Source organism: Pseudomonas sp. 478 (assembly GCF_003254125.1).
Taxonomy (GTDB): domain Bacteria; phylum Pseudomonadota; class Gammaproteobacteria; order Pseudomonadales; family Pseudomonadaceae; genus Aquipseudomonas.
The window spans coordinates 79,009-95,543 of the sequence record NZ_QKZG01000009.1 but is presented as its reverse complement, the minus strand read 5'-3'; the positions used below and the strand labels follow the sequence as shown (position 1 = coordinate 95,543).

Sequence of the window (16,535 nt, the reverse complement as noted above, 5' to 3'; positions counted from 1 at the left end):
GCTATTGAGCAAGGCTGGACGTGTCCGCCTTGTCAAGTTTGACCTCGAAGCCATATTGCACGGTGGAGAGATCGGTTCGTTGATAGGTTTCCAGACGGGTTGGCTGCCCGTAGAAGTAATGCACCCCAAATAATGCCGGGCCTTCTGCGCTCGCATCGTGGCTGACCGACAGAATCTCCTTCAGATAATTGCCGCTGTCGTCCTTGGCGAAGAAACGCCAGTCCTGGGCGGGAAACAGCTTCAGATCAACCACCAGCGCATTGCCTTTAAGCGCCAGGCCTTTGGGCAACTGGTGGGCGTCGATGGTTTTCTTTTCGATGGTGGCGAGAAACAGCGGCATGGAGCCCACCGCATAAGCCGGCGTTTCCGGAAAGAGGTTCAAGTCGTAGGTGATGATGCCGCGCAAGGGATCGACCTGGTAAGCCTCAGGCGGCAATTCGATCGGCTCATCACGCTTGCCGTTACTGTCCTCGGTAAAGAAACTGACCGGGCTTTCGCCGGGGGTGAAGGAGGCCCCGAGCAGCTCGTCATTGAAGCTTCTGGGGTGATCGAACTCGATGCGCGCCGCGCTGAGGTCTTCGACCGACTGACTGATGCGGACGCTTTTTTTCAGTTGTTCCTCGCCCAGTGTGGCGCCCTTGAGCCAGATCGGGGCCTGGTCGTCGTACACCACCACCGGCAGCGTCAGTGGCTGGATGGTCTTTTGCGTGGTGTGTGGGTCGAAGCGACGTACCGGCAAGTTCAGGTCCTTGCGGGTCACCGTGGCGGTTGAAAAGTCCAGTACGCTGACCTCAAGCGTTTCGATCGGCCCGTTGAAGTACACCTTGGAATAATGGTGGCTCTGTTGCTTCTCGAAGGCGCGCTGTTCTTCTTCGATCTGTTTCTCGAAGCTCTCGCTCCAGGCTTTCTGCTGTTGCATTTTCGCCAGTTGCTTTTGATAGAAGGCTATTTGTGCGGAGGTTTCGTTGATCGAGCCTGAGCGCGAGAGAAATTGCCCAGTGCTGTCCTTGGCCTGGACGATCAGCGGGTTCAGCGGTGTTTCGCTGACCTCGGGGGCCAGTGGCGCGCTGTTGTTGAATTCGATTTCGGCGTAGTTGTTTGCAAGGTTCAGCAGGGTGACGCTGAGGTTGTCGTTGGTGCGAGTCTGGCCAACGTCCTTTTTCGTCAGGTCGAAGCTGTAGAGCCGGCGCGGCGCGATGACTTCCACCTTGCCTTGCAGGCTCACCGGTTGTGGCTGGTTCTTGTTTTCAACATCCAGGCCATCGATGAAGGGGTAGGTCACCGTCAGGTCGTCGGGGTTGGTCAGGTTTGAGCTCGATGGGCTCAGTTGAATTCCAGGATCGGTTTCTGACCATTCCGGCTGAAACGGGATGACGCGTTTGTTGCTCAAAGTCACCGATTGCCATTCAAGACTATGAGGAAAGAGAAACGCGACCGGAATGTTGAAGTTGAAGGGGAACACCGGTTGCAGGTCGGTCAGGTAGTCGGAACCGGAATCTTTATGCAGCACGAACAGGCCGTTGATGTAGGTGTCGACCAAGGCTTGTGGAGTGGGGTAGTGCTTGAGGACGGCGAGGGCGTCTTCGCCATATTCTGTTTCCACCGGTTTGCTGTCGAGCTTGAGCTGGGCACGCTCAAGCAGCAACAGTGAGCCGCCGAGTTCAGCCACGGCATCCTTGAGTTTCGGGTCCTGAATCGCATCCAGAGACTTCTCGAACTGCGCCGTCTTTTCCTCGATGCTGACTTGGCGCTTCTCATCGCTGGGTGAGCAGGCGCTCATCAGCAAAGCCAGGCAAATGCCGGCGCTCGTCAAAGGCAATCGCACATCCATTTCCCGTCTTCCTGTCCGATGTCGCTGAGCTGTCAATCCTTTGGACACTAGCAGAAAAACCTTGTCACACACGCGCAGGTTGCGGATTTCCCAACGGTTTCTGGGTGTGACAGGCGGCTGTTATACTCGCGGCCATTTCCAGGCCTTGTGTGAGATTTGATGGAACGCTTTATCGAAAATGCAATGTACGCCAGCCGCTGGCTGCTGGCGCCGATCTACTTTGGTCTGTCCCTTGGGCTGCTGGCCCTGGCGCTGAAATTCTTCCAGGAAGTGTTCCACGTCATCCCTAACGTGTTCTCGATGGCCGAGTCGGATCTGATTCTGGTGCTGCTGTCACTGATCGACATGGCGCTGGTAGGCGGTTTGCTGGTGATGGTGATGATTTCCGGTTACGAGAACTTCGTTTCCCAACTGGACATCGACGACGACAAGGAAAAGCTCAACTGGCTGGGCACCATGGATTCCTCTTCGTTGAAGATGAAGGTGGCCGCTTCCATCGTGGCCATTTCGTCCATCCACCTGCTGCGGATTTTCATGGACGCCAAGAACGTCGATCCCGAGCATTTGAAGTGGTACGTGATTATCCACATGACCTTCGTGATTTCGGCGTTTGCCATGGGTTATCTGGATAAGCTGACCAAGCACTGATTTCAGCCTCTTTTGTGGGAGCGTGGCTTGCCCGCGATGGCATCAACTCGGTCAAACGACAAACCGCGGTGATGCCATCGCGGGCAAGCCACGCTCCCACAGGGTTGCGAAACAGACGGGCGGTGTCGTTTGTGGCTTGTACTTTGATGCGCCGAGGCCTATGTCTGTAATGATCTTGGCTCGCCACTGCGTGAGGTGTGTTCATGGACCTGAAAGAGTTGAATGCTTATGCCATCGCCGGGAAGATCGATGAGCTCAACCTGATTTCAATGGAAGGTGGGATCTACCTGTTGGAAGCGCGGATGCATGGCGCGGCGTACCCGTTGAGCGATGCCCACGGCCAGATGTTTCATTTGCGTTCGGTCGAGCATGCCCGTGAAGTGCTTCATGCCTTTCCCAGCTTGCCGTTCAACCTTGTACATGTTTCGGTTCATGACGAGATGTGTGGGCTTGGGGCCAGTTCCGAGGGGAGCCTGAAGGTACCGATTGCGTGGCACCACTGACGCCCCTCATCAACCCAATGGCATCTGTGCTAGTCTGCTGGCCCTTTTGGTTCCGGGCGCTCCGGGACGCGCTGTGTACGCACGGCTAGTTCCAGGGTCGTCCGCACAGCGGAGCAGTGTCATGTCCGAAGTAAATCTGTCCACCGACGAAACCCGCGTCAGCTACGGTATTGGCCGTCAGCTGGGCGATCAACTGCGCGACAACCCGCCACCGGGCGTTAACCTGGACGCGATCCTGGCAGGTCTGACCGACGCTTTCGCCGGCAAGGAAAGCCGTGTAGGTCAGGAAGAAATGTCCGCGAGCTTCAAGGTCATTCGCGAAATCATGCAAGCTGAAGCAGCTGCCAAAGCTGAAGCCGCTGCTGGCGAAGGCCTGGCATTCCTGGCTGAAAACGCCAAGCGTGATGGCATCACCACCCTGGCTTCCGGCCTGCAATTCGAAGTGCTGACTCAAGGTGAAGGCGCCAAGCCAACCCGTGAAGATCAAGTGCGTACTCACTACCACGGCACCCTGATCGACGGCACTGTGTTCGACAGCTCCTACGATCGTGGTCAGCCTGCAGAATTCCCGGTTGGCGGCGTGATCGCTGGCTGGACCGAAGCCCTGCAACTGATGAACGCCGGCAGCAAATGGCGTCTGTACGTGCCGAGCGAACTGGCTTACGGCGCTCAAGGCGTTGGCAGCATTCCGCCGCACAGCGTACTGGTATTCGACGTCGAGCTGCTCGACGTTCTGTAATCCCTGAGTGTCGGAACGGGCTCGGTCATGTGGGAGCGGGCTTGCTCGCGAATGCGGTGTGTCATTCAACGATGATGTTGAATGTTATGGCCTCTTCGCGAGCAAGCCCGCTCCCACAGAGCTCGCTCCGACATGTTGCATTTTCATATTTCGATCTTGTGGTGCAGTTCGCTTGTCGGGCGCAATGCCCGGGCATAGCAGAACAGAAACAGATTGCGCACCAGTTCCTTGAGCACCACCGGCTCGCTGGAACTCAAGCCGTTGACATCCAGATCACCCTGATCCTGCAGCTCGTTCAAGGCTTCTTCTTCAAGCACCGCACAGACTTCCCCGGTTTCCCGATGCAGGATCCTGAGGTACGGGTGTGGGCGGTCCAGCCAGGCATCGATCAAATAAGTCATGGGTCTCATCTCCATTGATGGGTTTCAATGAGAATAATTCTTATTCATAAAATAGCAAGGACCTATTGGCGGTTTGGGTTTTTTAAGGGTAAAGGTTGCGTAAGGTCAAAACGGCTGGCGTTTGGCTATTGCGAGGGATTGTTGGGCGAAGCGGGGGAGGGTGAAGCACCACCCCACGCAGGACGCGGGATGGAATACAGCAGGCTCAGACTTTTCTGACGAACTCGGATTTGAGCTTCATCGGGCCGATGCCGTCGATCTTGCAGTCGATGTCGTGATCACCATCGCACAGGCGGATGTTCTTGACCTTGGTGCCGACCTTGACCACCAGCGACGTGCCTTTGACCTTGAGGTCCTTGATCACGGTGATGGTGTCGCCGTCCTGCAGGACGTTGCCGACCGAATCCTTTTTCACGGTGTCATCGGACACTGCTTCGGCTTCGCCGCTGGCGGACCACTCGTGGGCGCACTCAGGGCAGATCAACTGGGCGCCGTCTTCGTAGGTGTATTCGGAATTGCATTTTGGGCAGGGTGGCAACGTGCTCACTAAAGCTCCTTGGATTGAGGATCGCTAAAAAGCGCACATTATATAGGGTTTTAGGCGGAAGAGGGCGTGGCGCTAAATAACCTGTGGGAGCGGGCTTGTTCGCGAAGGCTGACTAACATTCAACATTGATGTCGACTGTTACGCCGCCTACGCGAGCAAGCCCGCTCCCACAGGGGATAAATCAGTGCGTGCGGGCGACCGCAAATTCACTCAATTCGACCAGAGCATCGCGGTATTCGCTGGCAGGCAGCGCATCGAGGCATTTGATCGCACGGGCCACGTAGTCACGGGCCAGTTGCGCGGTGTATTCCAGCGAACCTGAGGCTTCCACGGCTTCGCGGATGCTTTCCAGGTCTTCGATGCCGCCTTTCTGGATCGCCTTGCGCACCAGTGCAGCCTGCTCCGGCGTGCCTTCGCGCATGGTGTAGATCAGCGGCAGGGTCGGTTTGCCTTCAGCCAGGTCGTCACCGACGTTCTTGCCCAGGGTTTCGGCGTCGCCTTTGTAGTCCAGCAGGTCGTCGACCAATTGGAACGCCACGCCCAGGTGATCACCGAATGTACGCAGGGCTTCCGACTGTTCCGATGTCGCTTCGCAGAGCGCAGCAGCACTGTGTGTCGAGGCCTCGAAGAGCATCGCAGTCTTGCCGCGGATGACTTCCATGTAGGTTTCTTCGGTGGTGCTGGCGTCACGAACCTTCGACAGCTGCAACACTTCGCCTTCGGCGATGATGCGCGTGGCTTGCGAAAGGATTTTCATCACCGGCATGGAGCCCAGCTCGACCATCATTTCGAAGGACCGCGAATACAGGAAGTCGCCCACCAGCACGCTAGGGGCGTTGCCCCACATGGCGTTGGCGGTCGAGCGGCCACGGCGCATGCCGGACATGTCGACCACGTCGTCATGCAGCAGGGTTGCGGTGTGCAGGAACTCGATGGTCGCCGCCAGCAGGCGCAGGTCATCGCCTTCGCGCCCCAGCGCCTTGCCACACAGCAAAACCAATAGGGGGCGCAGGCGTTTACCGCCAGCCGAGGTAATGTAATCGCCGATTTTCGATACCAGCGGCACTCGGGAAGTCAGCTGCTTCTTGATGATGCCGTCGACGGCGCTAAAATCGTCCGCCACCGCGCGGTAGAAAGCTTGGGGTTGCATCAGCGACAGTTGCTCCAGAAGGGTTGCGCGGCATGCTAGGACCCACGTCGGCGGGTGTCAAGGTACGATGGACGGCCTCTTGCATCGCCCTGGCAGCTTGCGTACAATCGCGCACCCTGAACTTCCTGGGCAGCACCTGCCTTACGCAATTGCAAACAGGCCTTCCAGCCCAATGCAGCCATGCCAGCCAATACCTCTTCTTATAAAGAGCTGGGTGAGCAGGATTATCGGAGAAATACCATGTCGTACGCAGTAATTGTTACTGGTGGCAAGCAATACAAGGTCGCCCCAGGTGAATACCTGAAGATCGAAAAACTGGAAATCGCTACCGGCGAATCCGTTACTTTTGATCGCGTTCTGTTGGTCGCCAATGGCGATGACGTGAACATCGGCGCTCCAGTTGTTGCTGGCGCTACCGTTGTGGCTGAAGTGATCTCCCAAGGTCGTCACGATAAAGTCCGCATCATCAAGTTCCGTCGTCGTAAGCACCACATGAAGCGTATGGGCCACCGCCAGTGGTACACCGAGATCAAAATCACCGGTATTCAGGCTTAATTTCAGCCTAATTCCTCACTAGGAGAATTGACTCATGGCACACAAAAAAGCTGGTGGTAGTACCCGTAACGGTCGCGACTCAGAAGCCAAACGCCTTGGCGTGAAGATGTATGGCGGCCAGGTTATCATTCCGGGCAACATCATCGTGCGTCAGCGCGGCACCCAATTCCACGCCGGTTACGGTGTTGGCATGGGTAAAGATCACACCCTGTTCGCTAAAATCGACGGCGTGATCAAGTTCGAAGTAAAGGGCGCCTTCGGTCGTCGTTACGTAAGCATTGTCCCGAAGACTGAAGTCGTCGCGGCATAATTGCGTAGTTGCTGGAAAAGCCCTGTCTCGCGACGGGGCTTTTTCGTTTGTGGGGTGAGTCTCTTGCAAAGCTGTTTGTGATGGGCTCCAGCGCTGGATTTGCGGTCGTTGATTGAGGTCGCTGCGCTCATTTTTGCAAGAGTCTTATGTCTTAGTGTTTTTCGGCTCGTCCGTATGACGAGAGGCGTTTTGTTATGAAGTTTGTTGATGAAGTATCGATTCGAGTAAAGGCCGGCGACGGCGGCAACGGTTGCATGAGCTTCCGTCGCGAAAAATTCATTGAAAACGGTGGCCCGAACGGCGGTGACGGTGGTGATGGCGGCTCGGTCTACATGATCGCCGACGAAAACCTCAACACCCTGGTGGACTACCGTTACACCCGGCACTTTGATGCCGAGCGTGGTTCCAACGGCGGCAGCACTGACTGCACCGGCAAGAAAGGTGAAGAGCTGGTGCTGCGTGTTCCGGTCGGCACGACCGTTATCGACTCCGCCACTCAGGAAGTGATTGGCGACCTGACCAAAGCTGGCCAGCGTCTGCTGGTAGCTCACGGCGGCTGGCACGGTCTGGGTAACACCCGTTTCAAATCCAGTACCAACCGTGCTCCGCGCCAGACCACTCCGGGTAAACCGGGTGAAGCGCGTGACCTGAAGCTGGAAATGAAGGTATTGGCTGACGTCGGCCTGCTGGGCTTGCCGAACGCCGGTAAAAGTACCCTGATCCGCGCTGTATCGGCCGCCAAGCCGAAAGTCGCCGACTACCCGTTCACGACGCTGGTGCCGAATCTGGGTGTGGTCAGTGTCGATCGCTGGAAAAGCTTCGTGGTCGCGGATATTCCGGGCCTGATCGAAGGTGCTTCCGACGGCGCAGGCCTGGGGATTCGCTTCCTCAAGCACTTGTCGCGTACCCGTCTGTTGCTGCACCTCGTGGACATGGCGCCGCTGGATGACACCAGCGCTCCGGATGCTGCAGAAGTGATCGTCAGCGAACTGACCAAGTTCAGCCCGTCCCTGGCTGAGCGTGATCGTTGGTTGGTGCTGAACAAGTGTGACCAGATTCTTGAGGAAGAGCACGACGAGCGCGTCAAGGAAATCGTAGATCGCCTGGAGTGGACCGGTCCTGTCTATGTGATCTCTGCGATCTCTAAACTGGGTACCGAGCGTCTGTGCCACGACATCATGCGTTATCTGGAAGATCGTGCCGATCGCCTGGCTGCGGACCCTGCGTACAAAGAAGAGTTGGCCGAACTCGATCAGCGCATCGAAGATGAAGCCCGTGCTCAGCTGCAGGCCCTGGATGACCAGCGTGCCCTGCGCCGTAGCGGCGTGAAGTCGGTCCACGACATCGGCGACGATGATTGGGACGAAGAAGATGTGGATGACGAAGACGGTCCGGAAATCATTTACGTGCGTGACTGATTCGTTGCGATAAACTTAAACGCCGCTCACTAGAGCGGCGTTTTAGTATCTGGAAATCGATAGTTGGTCACGAATAACCACGAATAACGTTACGGGCAGTGCCAGGTCGCGCTGTCCTCAAGCTAAGGTTGAAGATGATGCGGAGCAAGGTGACAGGTGCGCAGCGTTGGGTCGTGAAGATCGGCAGCGCTTTGCTGACAGCGGACGGCAAGGGCCTGGATCGCGCGGCAATGAGTGTTTGGGTCGAGCAGATGGTGGCTTTGCATGAGGCTGGCGTCGAGCTGGTGCTGGTGTCCTCCGGGGCGGTGGCGGCCGGCATGAGTCGCTTGGGCTGGACCGTACGACCCAGTGCGATGCACGAGTTGCAGGCCGCTGCCGCCATCGGTCAGATGGGGTTGGTGCAAGCCTGGGAGTCGAGCTTTGCCGAGCATGGCCGGCATACCGCGCAGATTCTCCTGACCCACGACGACTTGTCCGACCGCAAGCGCTACCTGAATGCCCGCAGCACCTTGCGCGCGCTGGTCGAGCTGAAAGTTATTCCGGTGATCAACGAGAACGACACCGTGGTCACTGACGAAATCCGTTTCGGTGACAACGACACCCTGGCGGCGCTGGTAGCCAACCTTGTCGAAGCTGACTTGCTGGTGATCCTTACCGATCGCGATGGCATGTTCGACGCCGATCCGCGCAACAACCCTGACGCCAATCTGATTTACGAAGCACGCGCTGATGATCCGGCGCTGGATGCGGTGGCGGGCGGTACGGGTGGGGCGCTGGGTCGTGGCGGCATGCAGACCAAATTGCGTGCTGCGCGGCTGGCGGCTCGCTCCGGTGCGCATACCATCATCGTCGGTGGACGTATTGATCGTGTGCTGGATCGTCTCAAGGCTGGCGAGCGCATCGGCACCTTGCTGTCGCCTGAGCGCGGCCTGTTGGCGGCGCGCAAGCAATGGCTGGCCGGGCACCTGCAAACCCGCGGCACGCTCGTGCTGGATGCCGGTGCGGTGATGGCGCTGTCCAAAGGCAACAAAAGTTTGCTGCCTGTGGGTGTCAAGCGGGTCCAGGGCAGCTTCCGTCGTGGCGAGATGGTGGTTTGCGTGGCGCCGGATGGTCGTGAGATCGCCCGAGGCCTGGCCAACTACAGCGCGCTGGAAGCACAAAAAATCATCGGTCAGTCGTCTGAGGCGATTGTCGGTCTGTTGGGTTACATGGCGGAGCCGGAACTGGTTCATCGCGATAACCTGATCCTGGTCTGAGGGAATACCTGAATGCGCGTGGCAAAAGGATTGTTGGGTCTGCTGTTGGCGATGCCGCTGCTGGCCTCGGCCGAGGAGATTGGTCAGGTGTCGACGGTGTTCAAGTTTGTCGGTCCGAACGACCGCATCGTCGTCGAAGCGTTTGATGATCCAAAGGTTGAGGGTGTGACTTGCTACCTGTCGCGAGCCAAGACGGGTGGCGTGAAGGGTGGTTTGGGACTGGCTGAAGATCGCGCGGAAGCGTCTATCGCTTGTCGTCAGGTCGGGCCGATCCGCTTCAAAGGCGAATTGAAGGATGGTGACGAGGTGTTCAAGGAGCGCACGTCGCTGGTGTTCAAGACCATGCAGGTGGTGCGATTCCTCGACAAGAAGCGCAATACGCTGGTGTACCTGGTCTATAGCGATCGTGTGATCGAAGGCAGTCCGCAGAATGCGGTCACCGCCATCCCGATCCTGCCGTGGGCGAGCGCCCAGTAATCTGACAAAAATCGAAATGTGGGAGCGGCGGTGCGACGTTTCGACTTGCTCGCGAAGAGGCCATAACATTCAACATCATCGTTGACTGTTACACCGCCTTCGCGAGCAAGTCGAAACGTCGCACCGCCGCTCCCACATTTTTTTGTGCAGATTTATTAAATCGCAGGCAATAAAAAACCGACCCTAGGGTCGGTTTTTTAACAAGCTTATCGCTTATGCGGCAACAGCAAGGTTCAGAGCCTTGACGTGACCGTTCAGGCGGCTCTTATGACGAGCAGCCTTGTTCTTGTGGATGATGCCTTTATCGGCCATACGGTCGATAACTGGCACGGCCAGAACGTAAGCAGCTTGAGCTTTTTCAGCGTCTTTTGCGTCGATGGCTTTAACTACATTCTTGATGTAGGTACGAACCATGGAACGCAGGCTGGCGTTGTGGCTGCGACGCTTCTCAGCCTGTTTTGCACGTTTTTTGGCGGAAGGTGTGTTGGCCACCGTCGAGCTCCTCGAAAGACTTTTTAGGAAATAGCAAACAAAATAGGCCGCGAATCATGCCGATGAGTTGATGTCTTGTCAAGGGCGGTTGAGACGTTCCGCTAAGTGGTAGGTATAAAGAGGCGGGATATTTATTTCCGGCGCTTGACCTGTAAACTCGCGAGCTTTGGCTCTGTGCTGCTGCGGCGCGGAGTATCGCATAAGTAGGCGCTTTGTTCGCCTGCTGTTTATCGACAGGCACAAACTCTTTCAATGAATCTGCTCAAATCGTTAGCCGCCGTCAGCTCTATCACGATGCTTTCCCGGATTCTGGGGTTCGTTCGTGACACTCTCATTGCACGCACATTTGGCGCCGGGATGGCGACCGACGCCTTCTTTATCGCCTTCAAATTGCCCAATCTGCTGCGACGGATCTTCGCCGAGGGGGCTTTTTCCCAGGCATTCGTGCCGATTCTTGCGGAATATAAAAGCCAGAAGGGCGAGGAGGCGACGCGAACCTTCATTGCCTACGTCTCGGGCCTGCTGACGCTGGTGCTGGCGTTGGTCACCGCCTTGGGCATGATCGCTGCGCCGTGGGTCATCTGGGCGACCGCGCCGGGGTTCACCAATACGCCGGAAAAATTCGAGCTGACGGCCAGCCTGTTGCGGGTGACCTTCCCTTATATATTGCTGATCTCCCTGTCTTCATTGGCCGGGGCAATCCTCAATACCTATAACCGCTTCTCGGTGCCGGCCTTTGTGCCGACGCTGCTCAACGTCAGCATGATCATCTTTTCGGTGTTCCTGACGCCGTACTTCGATCCACCGGTCATGGCGCTGGGCTGGGCGGTATTGGCGGGTGGTCTGGCGCAATTGCTCTATCAGCTGCCGCACCTGAAAAAGCTCGGCCTGCTGGTGTTGCCACGCCTGAACCTGCGTGACAGCGGCGTCTGGCGGGTCATGAAACAAATGCTGCCGGCGATTCTCGGCGTGTCCGTGAGCCAGATTTCGCTGATCATCAACACCATTTTCGCTTCGTTCCTGGTCGCCGGTTCCGTGTCCTGGATGTACTACGCCGACCGTTTGATGGAGTTACCGTCCGGTGTTCTGGGCGTGGCGCTGGGCACGATTCTCCTGCCCACCCTGGCCAAGACTTACGCCAGCAAGGATCGCGAGGAATATTCACGGATCCTCGATTGGGGTCTGCGCCTGTGCTTCATGTTGGTGTTGCCTTGCTCCCTGGCACTGGGGATTCTCGCCGAGCCGTTGACGGTTTCTTTGTTCCAGTACGGCCAGTTCAGCGCGTTTGACGCCACCATGACCCAACGGGCGCTGATCGCTTATTCGGTCGGTTTGCTCGGGATTATTGTGATAAAAGTGCTGGCGCCTGGCTTTTATGCGCAACAAAACATCCGCACACCGGTAAAAATCGCGATTTTTACCCTGATCGTTACCCAGTTGTTCAACCTGGTGTTGATCGGCCCGCTGGCCCACGCCGGTCTGGCGCTGGCCATCAGCATCGGCGCGTGCATTAACGCCGGCCTGCTGTTCTATCAGCTGCGCAAGCAGCAGATGTATGAGCCGCAACCGGGTTGGGCGAAGTTCGGCTTCAAGCTGGTGATAGCCGTGTTGGTGATGTCTGCTGTATTGCTGCTTGGAATGCATTTCATGCCAGCCTGGGATCAGGGGCATATGCTGGAGAGGTTCCTGCGTCTGGGCGCATTGGTCGTTGCCGGTGTGGCGGCTTATTTCGGCATGTTGCTGTTGATGGGCTTCCGTTTGCGAGACTTCAATCGCAAGGCGCTGAGCTGAGGTCACGACCTCGATAAACACGGGCGAATCGACAGTTTTGTCGGCTCGATCACTTTGGGTTACGGTGTTGCCTGTCGTCGGCCGCCGGGTGTGGTTATAATCGACCACTTTATGAGCAAGAAGCGCGTTATGCAGCTGGTTCGAGGCCTCCACAACCTGCGCCCCCAGCATCGGGGCTGTGTCGCCACTATTGGCAACTTTGACGGTGTTCACCGTGGCCACCAGGCTATCCTGGCGAGGCTCCGTGAGCGTGCGCTCGAGTTGGGCGTGCCCAGCTGCGTGGTGATTTTTGAGCCGCAGCCGCGAGAGTTCTTCGCGCCGGACACGGCTCCGGCCCGTCTGGCCCGGCTGCGGGATAAACTGCAGTTGCTGGCCGAAGAAGGTGTCGACCGGGTCCTGTGCCTGGCCTTCAACCAGCGCCTGAGCAAGCTCAGCGCCGCCGAATTCGTCGATACCATTCTGGTGGACGGCCTCGGTGTGCAACATCTTGAGGTCGGTGACGATTTCCGTTTTGGCTGTGACCGGGTAGGGGATTTCGATTTCCTGCAACAGGCTGGCGTCCTTCAGGACTTTACCGTCGAAGCGGCGCAGACGGTCGAGCTGGACGGTATTCGCGTGAGCAGCACCCAGGTTCGCAATGCCCTGGCGGCTGCCGATTTTGCCTTGGCCGAGCGACTGCTCGGTCGTCCGTTCCGGATTGCCGGACGGGTCCTGCATGGCCAGAAGCTGGCGCGCCAGTTGGGTACGCCGACGGCCAACATACAACTCAAGCGTCGTCGCGTGCCGCTGACCGGGGTTTACCTGGTCAACGTCGACATCGACGGCAAGACCTGGCCAGGCGTCGCCAACATTGGCGTGCGGCCAACCGTTCAAGGTGATGGCAAAGCCCACCTCGAAGTGCATCTTTTAGATTTTGCCGGCGATCTGTATGACCGGCGTTTGACGGTGGTTTTCCACCACAAGCTGCGTGAAGAGCAGCGTTTCGCCTCTCTGGAGGCGCTTAAGACGGCGATCAATGCGGATGTTGCCGCCGCCCGTGCCCTGTCGCACCTAGCGCCAATCGCTAATGAAGAGCCTTAAATGACCGACTATAAAGCCACGCTAAACCTTCCGGACACCGCCTTCCCAATGAAGGCCGGCCTGCCTCAGCGCGAACCGCAGATTCTGCAGCGCTGGGACAGCATTGGCCTGTACGGTAAGTTGCGCGAGATTGGCAAGGATCGTCCGAAGTTCGTACTTCACGACGGTCCTCCGTACGCCAACGGCACGATTCACATCGGTCATGCGCTGAACAAGATTCTCAAGGACATGATCATCCGCTCGAAAACCCTGTCGGGTTTCGACGCGCCTTATGTTCCGGGCTGGGACTGCCACGGTCTGCCGATCGAGCACAAAGTCGAAGTGACCCACGGTAAAAACCTGGGCGCGGACAAGACCCGCGAACTGTGCCGTGCCTACGCCACCGAGCAGATCGAAGGCCAGAAGTCCGAATTCATCCGTCTGGGCGTGTTGGGCGATTTTGCCAACCCGTACAAGACCATGGACTTCAAAAACGAGGCCGGCGAAATCCGTGCCTTGGCTGAAATCGTCAAGGGCGGTTTCGTGTTCAAGGGCCTGAAGCCTGTGAACTGGTGCTTCGATTGCGGTTCGGCCCTGGCTGAAGCGGAAGTCGAGTACGAGAACAAAAAGTCCTCGACCATCGACGTGGCGTTCCCGATTGCCGACGAAGCCAAACTGGCTGCCGCTTTCGGTCTGCCTGCGCTGGGTAAACCTGCTTCGATCGTGATCTGGACCACTACCCCGTGGACCATCCCTGCCAACCAGGCGTTGAACGTTCACCCGGAATTCAATTACGCCCTGGTCGACGTCGGCGACAAATTGCTGGTGCTGGCTGAAGAGCTGGTCGAGTCATGTCTGGCCCGCTACAGCCTGGAAGGCTCGGTCATCGCGACCACCACCGGTAAAGCGCTGGAGCTGATCAACTTCCGTCACCCGTTCTACGATCGTCTGTCGCCGGTTTACCTGGCCGACTACGTCGAACTGGGCGCTGGCACCGGCGTGGTTCACTCCTCGCCGGCCTACGGCGTAGACGACTTCGTGACCTGCAAGAAGTACGGCATGGTCAACGATGACATCATCAATCCGGTTCAAAGCAACGGCGTTTACGTACCGTCGCTGGAATTCTTCGGCGGCCAGTTCATCTGGAAGGCCAACCCGGCCATCGTCGACAAGTTGACCGAAGTCGGTGCGCTACTGCACACCAGCGTCATCGAACACAGCTACATGCACTGCTGGCGTCACAAGACCCCGCTGATCTACCGCGCCACCGCGCAGTGGTTCATCGGCATGGACAAAGAACCTGTGACCGGCGACACCCTGCGCAAGCGGGCGATCAAAGCCATCGAAGAGACCAGGTTCGTCCCGGCCTGGGGCCAGGCGCGTCTGCACTCGATGATCGCCAACCGTCCGGACTGGTGCATCTCCCGTCAGCGCAACTGGGGCGTGCCGATTCCGTTCTTCCTGAACAAGGAAAGCGGCGAGCTGCACCCACGTACTGCCGAATTGATGGAAGAAGTCGCCAAGCGCGTCGAAGTCGAAGGCATCGAAGCCTGGTTCAAGATGGACGCCGCCGAGTTGCTTGGTGACGAAGCGCCGCAGTACGACAAGATCAGCGACACCCTGGACGTCTGGTTCGATTCGGGCACCACGCACTGGCACGTTCTGCGCGGTTCGCACCCGATGGGCCACGAAACCGGTCCACGTGCCGACCTGTACCTGGAAGGTTCGGACCAACACCGTGGCTGGTTCCACTCGTCATTGCTGACCGGTTGCGCCATCGACAACCACGCGCCGTACCGCGAGCTGCTGACTCACGGCTTCACCGTCGACGAGTCCGGCCGCAAGATGTCCAAGTCCCTGGGCAACGTGATCGCGCCGCAAAAGGTCAACGACACCCTGGGCGCCGACATCATGCGTCTATGGGTTGCTTCCACCGATTACTCGGGTGAAATGGCGGTTTCCGAGCAGATCCTGCAGCGCAGTGCGGACGCTTACCGGCGGATCCGTAACACCGCGCGCTTCCTGCTCTCCAACCTGACCGGTTTCAACCCGGCCACCGACATCCTGCCGGCCGAAGAAATGCTGGCGCTGGACCGTTGGGCCGTGGACCGCACCCTGCTGCTGCAACGCGAGCTGCAAGAGCACTACGGTGAATACCGCTTCTGGAACGTCTACTCCAAGATCCACAACTTCTGCGTGCAGGAGTTGGGCGGTTTCTACCTCGACATCATCAAGGACCGTCAGTACACCACTGGCGCCAACAGCAAGGCCCGCCGTTCGGCGCAAACCGCGCTGTACCACATCTCCGAAGCGCTGGTGCGCTGGATCGCGCCGATCCTGGCGTTCACCGCTGACGAACTGTGGGAATACCTGCCGGGCGAGCGTAACGAATCGGTCATGCTCAATACCTGGTACGAAGGCCTGACCGAGTTGCCGGAAAACGTCGAGCTGGACCGCGCCTACTGGGAGCGGATCATGGCGGTGAAGGTCGCGGTCAACAAGGAAATGGAAATCCAGCGCGCGGCCAAGGCCGTCGGTGGCAACCTGCAAGCCGAAGTGACGCTGTTCGCCGAAGAGGCGCTGAGCGCCGACCTGGCCAAGCTGAGCAACGAACTGCGCTTCGTACTGATCACCTCGACCGCGACCGTTGCACCGTTCGTTCAGGCGCCGGCCGATGCCGTGGTCACCGAAGTCAGTGGTTTGAAACTGCAAGTGGTCAAGTCGAGCCACGCCAAGTGCGCCCGTTGCTGGCACTGCCGTGAAGACGTCGGCGTGAACCCGGAGCATCCGGAAATCTGCGGTCGTTGCGTCGACAACATCAGCGGCGCTGGCGAGGTTCGTCACTATGCCTAATGCGGCTGGCCGTTTCGGACGGCTGAGCTGGCTCTGGTTGAGTTTGCTGGTCCTGGTCATCGACCAGGCCAGCAAGTTCTACTTCGAAGGCAAGCTCGAGATGTTCCAGCAAATCGTGGTAATCCCCGATTTGTTCAGCTGGACCCTGGCCTATAACACGGGGGCGGCATTCAGCTTCCTGGCCGACAGCTCCGGCTGGCAGCGCTGGTTGTTTGCCCTGATCGCGGTCGTGGTCAGTGCGGTGCTGGTCGTGTGGCTCAAACGTCTGGGGCGCAACGAAACCTGGCTGGCCGTCGCTTTGGCGCTGGTGCTGGGTGGCGCGCTGGGTAATCTGTATGACCGCATCGCCCTGGGCCATGTGATCGATTTCATTCTGGTGCATTGGCAGAACCGCTGGTATTTCCCGGCGTTCAACTTTGCCGACAGTGCAATCTCTGTCGGTGCCGTAATGCTTGCGCTAGACATGTTCAAAAGTAAGAAAACCGGAGAAGCCGTTCATGACTGA

17 protein-coding genes are annotated in these 16,535 nt (G+C 58.0%); 12 read left to right on the top strand and 5 right to left on the bottom strand.

Annotated features, from left to right (window positions below):
- Position 1 precedes the first annotated feature (1 nt).
- Positions 2-1,831, bottom strand: coding sequence for a hypothetical protein (locus DFS28_RS19525; RefSeq protein WP_111451103.1), 1,830 nt, complete (start codon positions 1,829-1,831; stop codon positions 2-4).
- Positions 1,832-1,990: 159 nt separating this feature from the next.
- Between DFS28_RS19525 and DFS28_RS19520 the strand changes: the two genes are divergently transcribed.
- The 3 genes from DFS28_RS19520 (at position 1,991) to DFS28_RS19510 (ending at position 3,721) form a co-directional block, all read left to right on the top strand.
- Positions 1,991-2,479: a TIGR00645 family protein gene (locus DFS28_RS19520; RefSeq protein ID WP_033054284.1), complete on the top strand. Its 489-nt coding sequence runs from the start codon at positions 1,991-1,993 to the stop codon at positions 2,477-2,479.
- Between the two features lie 203 nt (positions 2,480-2,682).
- A complete protein-coding gene (locus DFS28_RS19515; protein ID WP_111451102.1) occupies positions 2,683-2,982 on the top strand; it encodes a DUF6482 family protein in 300 nt (99 codons plus the stop codon).
- Between the two features lie 121 nt (positions 2,983-3,103).
- Positions 3,104-3,721: an FKBP-type peptidyl-prolyl cis-trans isomerase gene (locus DFS28_RS19510; protein WP_008154266.1), complete on the top strand. Its 618-nt coding sequence runs from the start codon at positions 3,104-3,106 to the stop codon at positions 3,719-3,721.
- A 143-nt stretch (positions 3,722-3,864) separates the two neighbouring features.
- Here the strand turns inward: DFS28_RS19510 and DFS28_RS19500 are convergent, their stop codons facing one another.
- The 3 genes from DFS28_RS19500 to DFS28_RS19490 form a co-directional block, all read right to left on the bottom strand.
- Positions 3,865-4,122 carry a hypothetical protein gene (locus tag DFS28_RS19500; RefSeq protein WP_008154268.1) on the bottom strand — a complete coding sequence of 86 codons (258 nt, stop codon included), beginning with the start codon at positions 4,120-4,122 and terminating at the stop codon, positions 3,865-3,867.
- 205 nt (positions 4,123-4,327) lie between these two features.
- Complete coding sequence (locus DFS28_RS19495) at positions 4,328-4,669, bottom strand: zinc ribbon domain-containing protein YjdM (RefSeq protein WP_008154270.1); 342 nt, start codon at positions 4,667-4,669, stop codon at positions 4,328-4,330.
- Between the two features lie 181 nt (positions 4,670-4,850).
- Complete coding sequence (locus DFS28_RS19490) at positions 4,851-5,819, bottom strand: polyprenyl synthetase family protein (RefSeq protein ID WP_008154944.1); 969 nt, start codon at positions 5,817-5,819, stop codon at positions 4,851-4,853.
- A 240-nt stretch (positions 5,820-6,059) separates the two neighbouring features.
- On the opposite strand from DFS28_RS19490, the gene rplU reads away from it, so the two are divergent.
- The 5 genes from rplU to DFS28_RS19465 all read left to right on the top strand — a co-directional run bounded on the left by rplU (position 6,060) and on the right by DFS28_RS19465 (position 9,835).
- Positions 6,060-6,374: a 50S ribosomal protein L21 gene (rplU, locus tag DFS28_RS19485; protein ID WP_003176051.1), complete on the top strand. Its 315-nt coding sequence runs from the start codon at positions 6,060-6,062 to the stop codon at positions 6,372-6,374.
- 34 nt (positions 6,375-6,408) lie between these two features.
- Positions 6,409-6,684, top strand: coding sequence for a 50S ribosomal protein L27 (gene rpmA / locus DFS28_RS19480; protein ID WP_017340859.1), 276 nt, complete (start codon positions 6,409-6,411; stop codon positions 6,682-6,684).
- 194 nt (positions 6,685-6,878) lie between these two features.
- Positions 6,879-8,102: an Obg family GTPase CgtA gene (gene cgtA, locus DFS28_RS19475; protein WP_111451101.1), complete on the top strand. Its 1,224-nt coding sequence runs from the start codon at positions 6,879-6,881 to the stop codon at positions 8,100-8,102.
- Positions 8,103-8,239: 137 nt separating this feature from the next.
- Positions 8,240-9,358, top strand: coding sequence for a glutamate 5-kinase (proB, locus tag DFS28_RS19470; RefSeq protein ID WP_111451100.1), 1,119 nt, complete (start codon positions 8,240-8,242; stop codon positions 9,356-9,358).
- Positions 9,359-9,370: 12 nt separating this feature from the next.
- Positions 9,371-9,835 carry a CreA family protein gene (locus DFS28_RS19465; protein WP_008154938.1) on the top strand — a complete coding sequence of 155 codons (465 nt, stop codon included), beginning with the start codon at positions 9,371-9,373 and terminating at the stop codon, positions 9,833-9,835.
- 213 nt (positions 9,836-10,048) lie between these two features.
- Here the strand turns inward: DFS28_RS19465 and rpsT are convergent, their stop codons facing one another.
- Complete coding sequence (rpsT, locus tag DFS28_RS19460; protein WP_008154937.1) at positions 10,049-10,327, bottom strand: 30S ribosomal protein S20; 279 nt, start codon at positions 10,325-10,327, stop codon at positions 10,049-10,051.
- Between the two features lie 252 nt (positions 10,328-10,579).
- Here rpsT and murJ point away from each other — a divergent pair, with 252 nt between their 5' ends.
- From murJ to lspA, 4 genes are all read left to right on the top strand, one after another.
- A complete protein-coding gene (gene murJ, locus DFS28_RS19450; RefSeq protein ID WP_111451099.1) occupies positions 10,580-12,118 on the top strand; it encodes a murein biosynthesis integral membrane protein MurJ in 1,539 nt (512 codons plus the stop codon).
- Between the two features lie 129 nt (positions 12,119-12,247).
- Positions 12,248-13,198 carry a bifunctional riboflavin kinase/FAD synthetase gene (gene ribF / locus DFS28_RS19445; protein WP_111451098.1) on the top strand — a complete coding sequence of 317 codons (951 nt, stop codon included), beginning with the start codon at positions 12,248-12,250 and terminating at the stop codon, positions 13,196-13,198.
- Complete coding sequence (gene ileS / locus DFS28_RS19440) at positions 13,199-16,030, top strand: isoleucine--tRNA ligase (protein ID WP_111451097.1); 2,832 nt, start codon at positions 13,199-13,201, stop codon at positions 16,028-16,030.
- A complete protein-coding gene (gene lspA, locus DFS28_RS19435) occupies positions 16,023-16,535 on the top strand; it encodes a signal peptidase II (protein ID WP_008154929.1) in 513 nt (170 codons plus the stop codon). Before ileS ends, lspA begins: the two co-directional genes overlap by 8 nt.

Bases quoted from the DNA above. Each gene is read 5' to 3' on its own strand.
- DFS28_RS19510 (WP_008154266.1), top strand. From the start codon at position 3,104: ATGTCCGAAGTAAATCTGTCCACCGACGAAACCCGCGTCAGCTACGGT.
- rplU (WP_003176051.1), top strand. From the start codon at position 6,060: ATGTCGTACGCAGTAATTGTTACTGGTGGCAAGCAATACAAGGTCGCC.
- rpmA (WP_017340859.1), top strand. From the start codon at position 6,409: ATGGCACACAAAAAAGCTGGTGGTAGTACCCGTAACGGTCGCGACTCA.
- lspA (WP_008154929.1), top strand. From the start codon at position 16,023: ATGCCTAATGCGGCTGGCCGTTTCGGACGGCTGAGCTGGCTCTGGTTG.
- murJ (WP_111451099.1), top strand. From the start codon at position 10,580: ATGAATCTGCTCAAATCGTTAGCCGCCGTCAGCTCTATCACGATGCTT.
- cgtA (WP_111451101.1), top strand. From the start codon at position 6,879: ATGAAGTTTGTTGATGAAGTATCGATTCGAGTAAAGGCCGGCGACGGC.
- ileS (WP_111451097.1), top strand. From the start codon at position 13,199: ATGACCGACTATAAAGCCACGCTAAACCTTCCGGACACCGCCTTCCCA.
- DFS28_RS19525 (WP_111451103.1), bottom strand. From the start codon at position 1,831: ATGGATGTGCGATTGCCTTTGACGAGCGCCGGCATTTGCCTGGCTTTG.
- DFS28_RS19500 (WP_008154268.1), bottom strand. From the start codon at position 4,122: ATGACTTATTTGATCGATGCCTGGCTGGACCGCCCACACCCGTACCTC.
- DFS28_RS19490 (WP_008154944.1), bottom strand. From the start codon at position 5,819: ATGCAACCCCAAGCTTTCTACCGCGCGGTGGCGGACGATTTTAGCGCC.
- DFS28_RS19520 (WP_033054284.1), top strand. From the start codon at position 1,991: ATGGAACGCTTTATCGAAAATGCAATGTACGCCAGCCGCTGGCTGCTG.
- DFS28_RS19465 (WP_008154938.1), top strand. From the start codon at position 9,371: ATGCGCGTGGCAAAAGGATTGTTGGGTCTGCTGTTGGCGATGCCGCTG.
- proB (WP_111451100.1), top strand. From the start codon at position 8,240: ATGCGGAGCAAGGTGACAGGTGCGCAGCGTTGGGTCGTGAAGATCGGC.
- DFS28_RS19515 (WP_111451102.1), top strand. From the start codon at position 2,683: ATGGACCTGAAAGAGTTGAATGCTTATGCCATCGCCGGGAAGATCGAT.
- ribF (WP_111451098.1), top strand. From the start codon at position 12,248: ATGCAGCTGGTTCGAGGCCTCCACAACCTGCGCCCCCAGCATCGGGGC.